Source organism: Bradyrhizobium sp. LA2.1 (genome assembly GCF_040547725.1).
GTDB lineage: Bacteria > Pseudomonadota > Alphaproteobacteria > Rhizobiales > Xanthobacteraceae > Bradyrhizobium > Bradyrhizobium barranii.
Window position 1 is genome coordinate 23745 of sequence record NZ_JBEPQI010000049.1, and the last position, 7985, is coordinate 31729.

Here is a 7985-nt window from a genome sequence, read left to right on the forward strand (position 1 = left end):
ATCGCATTTAGTCGCAGTCTACCGGGGCAACGCACCGCCATGTGTGCGGTGCCGAAGGGGAGTCTCTTCACTCGCAGCTACGGGTTGCGATGCAGTAGAATTCGACGGCAATTCCGCGGCTGCGAACTCGCCGAGCGGTCGAGGTTCCGTGATCGCCTTCACCGGATTTGATGATTGCTCGAAACCGGCCTCCGCGGGAGCCGATCGCGCGGCGTCTTCGGCAGCCTCGCGCGGATTGGGGAGGCCCTCGGCGGCCTCTACCACGCCCCCGACGACGCGGCGGACGAGAGCGTCAATTTGCTCGGCCGAATAGTCCAGCGGACCGAAGCCAGCCATGGCGTTCGGGTCGTTGAAGTCCCAGGCGTTTTCCGCCAACCCCACGAAATCGCGGATGGTGGGATCGGCGCTCCAGGCGCGACGGAGCGCCGCCCGGCTCAACTCCTGCGGAATGCCTTTGCGCAGGAAAGCCGTGATGTCGGTGGCAGCATCGATCGATTCAATCGGGGGCAAGTTCGACAGCTCCGTCTCCGGGGGAGCCGGCTCTGCCGCGGCCGGGTTGGACAGCGCCGGCCCATGCGCCTCAGCGGCTTCTTCAGGGGCTGGTTCAGCGTGACCGGCCTTCGCCTCTTGCTTGCGGCGCGCCCAGCGCGCCAGGAATTGCTCGTCGCTCATTCGTGCTCACCGTCGTGGTGACGCCGCGCAAGCGCCTCAGGATCGGCGCGGCGTCGCTCGCGCTTGACGAATTCTCTCTCGACGTGGTGCTCGGCGATGAAATTTTCAATCGCCTTATGCAGTATCTCAGGCATTGGCACCGCTTCGACCAGATTGGCACCTGCTTCCGTGAATGCCTCGCCTTCCGCTGGATCTGCGGTGACGGCCGAAACGGCATAGGGCCAGGCGCCCTCGGAGGGAGTCAATACGATCCAGATGCGGGGAGCGCCCGTGGCAAGATTGTCGCGGTAGCGCTCGGTTTCCGAGCGATAGAGATCGACCATGGCGTTCCCGGCATAAAAGAGCGTCAATCCCTCCTGCGCCCGTAGGACAGTCCACGGCATCATCTCCGACTCATCCGGCAAGACGCCGACGCCGCGCCAGACAAAATCAATCCATGGGGAATCCGCCTTGCGGCGCTCGACGACAACGCCGACTGGAATGCGCAACAATGGCAGCGCGCCGGGGCTCACGTTGCAGCCTCCAGGTGCTTGATCGGCAACCCCGTCAACAGATTCTGCGGCTTCATCTGCACCAGCTGATCGGAGGTCGTTGCAAGGATCAGGTAGACCGGCTCGCGCCCGACCGCATCAACGACCAGGCTGGAATCTGGAAAAGCGAGCCGGAACAGCGCCAGCACACGGCTTGCGGTGCGGTCGTCCAGCGCCTCTCCATGCCAAAGCTGGTCGCCCATCCGGGTGGCTTCAGCATCGAGCCCAACATACCAGGTGAGCTTCGCATCGCGCAGGGCGGTGAGCGGCTCAATTCCGACGGCAAATCCAAGCAAATGAGTAATCCAGCGCCCCATGGCCTCTGCCAGCGCAGCGGGGCCCCGCGTTCCGCCGGTGAAATCGAGCGCAAGATCGAACTGATCGCTGCGCTGCCAGTAGCTGTCGGCATTCCCCTCGCTGAGGACGTCGATCTCCGCGCCGGTTGTTGCCCCCAACATGGACATCAGCGACAACACGGGCGTTTGGCTTGGCCCGCCAATGATTTCCTCGTCGCCCAACAGCAGCAAGTGTTCGTGCGGCACGATACGCTGCGGCCGGAAGAACAGTTCGGCCGCGCGCAGCACGAACGGGTCCTCGCAGCCGTCAAGCGCATTTCGCAAAATCACGTGAACAAGGTGGTTCACAAACAGCGGCGGCAGGTTGACGTGACGTGAGCGAACCAATGCAAGATAGGCCGCTTCCAACGTGGGTTCGCGCAGCAGAAGCTTCCGAAATGCCAGTACGAATTGCCAGTTCTCCCGCGCATCCGCATCGGCGATCGCAGCTACCTCCTCCGCAGCGACTGCCCGGCCCGGGTCAGCGAGCAGCTCCTGGTGCAACCTGCGTTCGACCGCGCAAGCGTCGTCCGGCGGCATCAGTTCGGGGCGCACGAAGTAGGCCTTCAGGAACTCATCCGTGACCACGAGCCCGCCGCTCGCATTGTGATCGAGCAGATGGTGGCCGCAGGCGATCCAGAAATCCCTCATCGGCGCGACGGCTCCTCGCTCATATTCGCAAGATTGAGATCCTTGTCGGGCTCGGTGTCATCCTCCACTTCCATGAACGAGAACGCCTTGCCGTGACGCTGGCCCTCGCGCAGTTGCAGTCTGCGGAATGACTCGCGGACCTCGCCATTGCTCGCCGAGCGGTGGACCGCGATCAGCGCGCTGATGGGATGCGTGCAGAGTGATTGCGCAAAGGCGACTTCCTCTTCAGCGGCAAGGCGCGCGGTTGCAAGGTCCGGCGCCCCGAACCGTTCGACCAGTTGTTTCGCAAGGAGCTCCACCAACGTCCGGCGATCGCCTTCAGTCGCGGGGACGATCTGCACCAGTGTCGACCAGCCCCAGGATTGCACGCCGAGGAAACCGCTTCGAAACGCCGAACGGTCCTTGCCGCTCAGCTTCGCTGCATCCCGATTACAAAAGCGGAAGGCGCCCGACACCGCCCAATCGCCCGGCTGCGCCGGCACGTCGAACACGAACGTGTCGGATGGATCGAGCGCGATGGTGCGCAAGAGCTTCACAGACGCGGTCCTCCGAGTATTGAATCGAACCATGACGGCGATAGCAAGCCCTTCTTCAGGTCGTGCCGATCGGTCCTGTTTGTCCCGATCCGGCGGGCAATAAGGTCACCGTTGTCAGCGATCACATATGTGGTTTGCCGCGCACGCGGCAACCGACTTAGAAACTCGCGTGCGATGCCGTCGAATCCATCGGCTTGCCAGGCGTCGAGAGCGCGCATCAGATGCCGCACAAAGCTCTCCGTCACCTGAATCGCGCCGGCCTCACCAAAACCCTCCTGATCCAGGGCGGAAGCGAGCGGACAAACGCCGGCTTCCCTGTCGCTCATCGCAACCGTCCGGATCATGGCACCGAACACCAGCCAGCGCGGCGGCTCGTCCTCCTTTGCGGACGAAGGCCAGCCGAGCCGCCCGCCACCAACGAGGCCGCCGTCAACACGGATCGCGTCCGGCCAGTCGATCGCGATCTCCTTGTTCGGCGGCGCATACGCGCGCAAGGCGTCGGTCAGCGCCACCATCCCCGCATAGAAAGCGCGGCGCGCGGTACGCAACGGCTCGCCAGGTTCAAGGACGACTGCGAACTCGGCAAGATCGAACCGCCCCACGTAGGTCAGCGTACCTGCCCCACTCTCATCGGCGATATGCATGGCATGGGCGAAAGAGTCACGACTTTCGCGCAGCCTCACCAGCGTGAATGGCGGAGGCAGATTGATTGGCTCCGTGACCGATGAGTGCCCAGGGGCTGTCGGTGTCAGGCGGACCTCCAGCTTTCTTTTCTTCTCTTGTGAGAATAACTTAATCGACCAGGAGGGGCGACGCGAGTCCGCTCGCCATCGTTCCCGGACCTCTTCAGGAGGTGAAGGGCTGCGCATGCCTGATCCGCCGAACACGATCCTGATCTGCTCGTGCGAAGACACGATGCGCCTCGATACGGCCGCCGTGAAGCGAGGATGCCGCAAAAGCGAAATCGCCGAGTTCCGCCAGCTCTGCAGGGCCGAGCTCGATCATTTTCGCAACGCGGCGAAGGCGGAAGGACCGCTCATCGTCGGCTGCACCCAGGAGGCCCCACTGTTTGGCGACGAGGCGAAGGGGCGTTCGGGGAAACTGGATTTCATCAACCTTCGCGAGACGGCCGGCTGGTCGGTGGAGGGAACCAAGGCAGGCCCAAAAATGGCAGCACTGCTCGCCGCTGTGTCCGAGGCTGCGCCTGCTTTTCCGTTTGTCACCCTATCGAGCGAAGGGGTGATCCTGATCTATGGCCGCGACGAACTTGCGGTCGAAGCTGGTCGATTGCTTGCCGATCATCTCGACGTGACGATCATGATCACAAAGCCGTCACAGATTATGCCGCCGGCGACGACATCCTTTCCGATCGTCCAAGGAACGATCCGTAACGCCAAGGGCCATTTGGGGGCCTTCGAGTTGACGGTCGACGACTATGCGGCCCCCCGCCCCTCCTCGCGCGATACGCTCGTCTTCGAGGCTCCGTGCGACGGCCTGACTTCGCGCTGCGACATCGTCCTTGATCTCTCCGGCGGGAAACCGCTTTTTCCCGCGCATGACTTGCGCGACGGCTATCTCCGCGCGGATCCGCGGGACCCGGCCGCGATGCTGCGTGCGGTGCTCAGGGCACGCGACCTCGTCGGCAACTTCGACAAGCCGAAATACGTCAATTTCACCGCAGAGATCTGCGTCCATTCGCGCTCGAGGCTGACGGGTTGCCATCGCTGTCTCGATCTCTGCCCGACCGGAGCGATCACGCCACATGACGATCACGTCAAGATCAACGCCGAGGTCTGCGCCGGATGCGGCCAGTGCGCCGCGGCCTGTCCGACGGGTGCAGCAACCTATGCCCTTCCGCCGCCCGATGCGCTGCTGCACAAATTGCGCGCAATGCTTTTGACCTACCGCGAAGCCGGCGGCTCCGGTGCGGTCGTGCTGCTGCACGACACCCAACATGGCAGCACGCTGATCGATGCGCTCGCCCGCCACGGCGACGGGCTTCCCGCCAATGTGCTGCCGTTCCCCGTCAACGAGGTGACACAGGTTGGATTGGAAGCGGTCGTGGCATCCTTCGCCTATGGAGCAGCGGGGATACGCTTTCTCCTCCGCGCAAGACCTCTGCACGACATCTCCGGGCTTTCTCAAACCATAACGATGGCTGATGCCATTGTTTCCGGATTAGGTTTTTCGGGGCGCCGGGTTGCGACTATCGAAACGGACGACCCGGACGTGCTGGGCGAAGTGCTGCGGTCGATTGAACCCGCGCCGGCCGTGGAGCGTCCAGCAACCTTCAAGACGGTAGGCAAGCGGCGCGACCTGCTTCGCTTCGCTCTTCACGAACTGCACCGCGTTGCGCCTGTGCCGACCGACGTCATTGCGCTGTCCCAGGGCGCGCCGCTTGGTACGGTTACCGTCAATACGGACGGATGCACTTTGTGCCTGGCCTGCGTGTCGGCCTGTCCCACCGGGGCTCTCCGCGACGATCCCGAACGTCCCGTGCTTAAATTCGTCGAAGATGCCTGCGTGCAGTGCGGATTATGCCAGAGCACCTGCCCGGAAAAGGTGATCACTCTGAAGCCGCAGATCGATTTCCGGGCCGCAAGGGCTCCGGCACGGATCATCAAAGAGGAGGAGCCGGCGCTTTGCATCCGCTGCAATAAGCCCTTTGGGGTAAAGAGCACGATCGAGAAGATCGCTGCGAAACTCGAGGGCCGACACTGGATGTATCCCGCGGGCGACAAGCGGCTGGACGTGGTCAGAATGTGCGCGGACTGCCGCGTCACCGCCATGAGTGAACAACAGTTCGACCCGTTCGCCGGCGTGCCCGAACGCGCTTCGCCTCGCACGACCGATGATTATCTCCGTGAGCGTGAGACCAAGCGTTAGCTACTTGGCGGTGGCGCGCGCCAGGAAATCCGTAAGCGCCTTGCGATCCTTCGCGGATCCAATCCGCTGCTCCGGCATTTTTGTGCCAGGCGTATAAGCGTTCGGACCGAGTTCGAACAATTTTGAGACGGTCTCGGGCGTCCACACGATGTCCATCGCTTTGAGCGCGTCGGAGAAGCGATAACCAGGCTGCGACGCGATCCTGCGGCCGTACAAGCCCGCAAGCGTGGGGCCGGCGCGCTGCGCGTCCTGCTCGGACAGGGTATGACAGGCAACGCACGCCCTGAACACCTCGGCCCCGTGATCTCCCGTATAGGCTGCAAGCGGATCGCGCGGCGTGGCTTGCAACGATGAGCCGATGGGGGCGCCGGTCAGCGCGTTCCAGCGCCGGATCCTGCCGTCGACGCCGCCCGTCAGCAATGTTGCGTTGTCCGGCAGGAAAGCGACCGACCACACGGGCGAACCTGTATCGACCAGGCTTCGCGCGATGCTTCGCGCCTTTCGGTCGATGACCGTCACGACACCGCCAATTCCTGCAGCAGCGACCGACGTGCCGTCTGGAGAGATCGACAACGCGACAATCGGCGTCTGGCCAGCTTGCACCTCGCCGCTTTCCCGGCCCTCCGACATCAGAAAGCGTAGCTTGCCATCAGCACCACCCGTTACGATCTCGCCGTCAGGCGCGACTGCCACGGCATTAAGGGGTGAGCCCAGCGTGATGACATTAGGGGTGCCACCCGCCAATGGCCAGATCCTCAGTTCACGATCGTAACCCACGCTCACCAGCGATCGTCCATCCGGCGTGAATGCGACGCCGTTGACGTTCTGCGCATGCCCTTCCAGCACCTGCTGCGCGCCATCGCCGAGCGACCAGATACGAACTGTATGGTCCCAGGAGGCAGAAGCCAATCTTGCGCCATCCGGCGAGACTGCAAGTGAAGCGATCGGCGCACCATGGCCCTCGAAAACCTGATCCGGCTGCTGCCGGCCAGGCGTCCAGATCGCTACCTTCGCATCCGCTCCGGCAGTCACCATCCGCCCATCCTTCAGGAAAGACACCGCGTTCACCGCATCGGAGTGAAAGCGAAGGACCTGCTCGGCGGATTCGGTCTTGAGCGACCATCGGATGGCGGCGGTGTCGAAGCTGCCCGACAGAACATTGTTGCCATCACTGGAAATCGCAATCGCCCGCACGGGCCCACCGTGACCTGTCAATTGCGCTGGCGCCGGCGCTGAATGCATCGCCAACAGAGCGGCAACGATGCAGAGACTGGTGCTGAGACGTGGGACCCAATTCATCTGCGGCTTACAGGTCGTTCGAGCCTGTCGTCGGTGTTGACACGGCGTACGTGCACTCGCTCGGTCTCGTCAATGATTGAAGCCGTTATCCGGTTTCCATGCTGCACCGCAGGACGGGCATGGCTCCGCTACTCAATGCCGCAACGGCTGTTGTCGGCTTGAACCGGGCATAGCCTGAACCTATGCTTGATCTGACACGTCGAGGACGACGTCATGCAAATACGACCTAAAACGTATCTGCATTTCATTTCGTTGTGGCGATCACTTCGCAATGCGATACCGCCACACCATGACGATGTGCCCGCTGAAACGTCACCGTTCCTCATCTATACCGCGGCCGTGCTGATGCTTCTCTTGGCCATTCTGGAACTGGACGCTCATCGAGGCGAACTGGAATTGCTCGGCCTTTTGGGGAACGACTACCCGATTCCGCCCGCTTTCCTGGGCCCGTAGCCCCGCCTCTCGACCACGATTTCGTTCGACCTCGCAGGCTCAAGCGCATCTATTTGCGAGCCCTGGCTGACCGGTCTGCTGCGCGGCCTTCTGCCTAAAGCGCGATGAGATTGGGATGAATCGTCATCGCGCTTGAGGTTGTTGTTTGAGCATGATCTTTTCGGAAAACCGCTGCGCACTTTTCCGGATCATGCTTTAGCGCTTGGAATCCCGCGGAAAGACCAATGACCGATCGTCAAAATCGTCGACCGGCAGCTTGTCTGCGCTTCGACCGCTTTGCATGCCCTGCAATGTCGACGTGCTTGATGTTCCGGCGCGCCCGACCGTTGCGTTCGAGTGTGATCGCGGGATGCCGGTCACAGCAGCAAGCAGACCAACAGCGGCGATGGAACAAATGATCAAAGGCTTCATGCGAAATCTCCTGTCCGCCAGAAATCCCCGCAGCGATCTGATTAGCGCGAAGCCTGACGTGGGGGTGTGAGCCGCCTCACACCTCCCGGGATTCTTGCGCTCAGCGCCTGTCAGGTTCCTAGTACCCGGAATCAGAGCTGAGTGATACGGCGGCCTTTGAAGGGGCGTTGACGAACCTTTTTCTTGGTCCAGACGAAGGGCTCGGCTTTGTC

9 protein-coding genes are annotated in these 7985 nt (G+C 62.4%); 2 read left to right on the forward strand and 7 right to left on the reverse strand.

Annotation, left to right across the window (positions count from 1 at the left end):
• Positions 1-18 precede the first annotated feature (18 nt).
• Genes ABIB95_RS45580 through ABIB95_RS45600 form a run of 5 tightly spaced genes read right to left on the reverse strand, consistent with a single transcriptional unit; the run spans position 19 to position 3428 of the window.
• Entirely contained in the window at positions 19-672 is a 654-nt protein-coding gene (locus ABIB95_RS45580; protein ID WP_354248992.1) for a DUF3306 domain-containing protein, read from the reverse strand.
• Positions 669-1184: a DUF3305 domain-containing protein gene (locus ABIB95_RS45585; RefSeq protein WP_354248993.1), complete on the reverse strand. Its 516-nt coding sequence runs from the start codon at positions 1182-1184 to the stop codon at positions 669-671. Before ABIB95_RS45585 ends, ABIB95_RS45580 begins: the two co-directional genes overlap by 4 nt.
• The gene (locus tag ABIB95_RS45590) at positions 1181-2188 is read right to left on the reverse strand and encodes a DUF6352 family protein (RefSeq protein WP_166349911.1); all 1008 of its coding nucleotides are present in this window, start codon (positions 2186-2188) and stop codon (positions 1181-1183) included. The genes ABIB95_RS45585 and ABIB95_RS45590 overlap by 4 nt, the downstream gene beginning before the upstream one ends.
• Entirely contained in the window at positions 2185-2724 is a 540-nt protein-coding gene (locus ABIB95_RS45595) for a DUF6505 family protein (protein WP_063985312.1), read from the reverse strand. The genes ABIB95_RS45590 and ABIB95_RS45595 overlap by 4 nt, the downstream gene beginning before the upstream one ends.
• Complete coding sequence (locus ABIB95_RS45600; protein WP_354248997.1) at positions 2721-3428, reverse strand: biotin/lipoate--protein ligase family protein; 708 nt, start codon at positions 3426-3428, stop codon at positions 2721-2723. The genes ABIB95_RS45595 and ABIB95_RS45600 overlap by 4 nt, the downstream gene beginning before the upstream one ends.
• Positions 3429-3639: 211 nt before the next feature.
• On the opposite strand from ABIB95_RS45600, the gene ABIB95_RS45605 reads away from it, so the two are divergent.
• Positions 3640-5610, forward strand: a complete 1971-nt coding sequence (locus ABIB95_RS45605) for a 4Fe-4S binding protein (protein ID WP_354248998.1) — start codon at positions 3640-3642, stop codon at positions 5608-5610.
• On the opposite strand, the gene ABIB95_RS45610 is transcribed toward ABIB95_RS45605, so the two are convergent.
• Positions 5611-6909: a c-type cytochrome gene (locus ABIB95_RS45610; RefSeq protein WP_354248994.1), complete on the reverse strand. Its 1299-nt coding sequence runs from the start codon at positions 6907-6909 to the stop codon at positions 5611-5613.
• 213 nt (positions 6910-7122) lie between these two features.
• On the opposite strand from ABIB95_RS45610, the gene ABIB95_RS45615 reads away from it, so the two are divergent.
• The gene (locus tag ABIB95_RS45615; protein ID WP_063985314.1) at positions 7123-7362 is read left to right on the forward strand and encodes a hypothetical protein; all 240 of its coding nucleotides are present in this window, start codon (positions 7123-7125) and stop codon (positions 7360-7362) included.
• 195 nt (positions 7363-7557) lie between these two features.
• Here ABIB95_RS45615 and ABIB95_RS45620 read toward each other — a convergent pair whose 3' ends face one another.
• The gene (locus ABIB95_RS45620; RefSeq protein ID WP_085403297.1) at positions 7558-7773 is read right to left on the reverse strand and encodes a hypothetical protein; all 216 of its coding nucleotides are present in this window, start codon (positions 7771-7773) and stop codon (positions 7558-7560) included.
• Positions 7774-7985: the final 212 nt, after the last annotated feature.

Excerpts from the sequence above, each read along its gene's own strand:
- ABIB95_RS45580 (WP_354248992.1), bottom strand. The coding sequence starts at position 672 with ATGAGCGACGAGCAATTCCTGGCGCGCTGGGCGCGCCGCAAGCAAGAG.
- ABIB95_RS45590 (WP_166349911.1), bottom strand. The coding sequence starts at position 2,188 with ATGAGGGATTTCTGGATCGCCTGCGGCCACCATCTGCTCGATCACAAT.
- ABIB95_RS45605 (WP_354248998.1), top strand. The coding sequence starts at position 3,640 with ATGCGCCTCGATACGGCCGCCGTGAAGCGAGGATGCCGCAAAAGCGAA.
- ABIB95_RS45610 (WP_354248994.1), bottom strand. The coding sequence starts at position 6,909 with ATGAATTGGGTCCCACGTCTCAGCACCAGTCTCTGCATCGTTGCCGCT.
- ABIB95_RS45615 (WP_063985314.1), top strand. The coding sequence starts at position 7,123 with ATGCAAATACGACCTAAAACGTATCTGCATTTCATTTCGTTGTGGCGA.
- ABIB95_RS45620 (WP_085403297.1), bottom strand. The coding sequence starts at position 7,773 with ATGAAGCCTTTGATCATTTGTTCCATCGCCGCTGTTGGTCTGCTTGCT.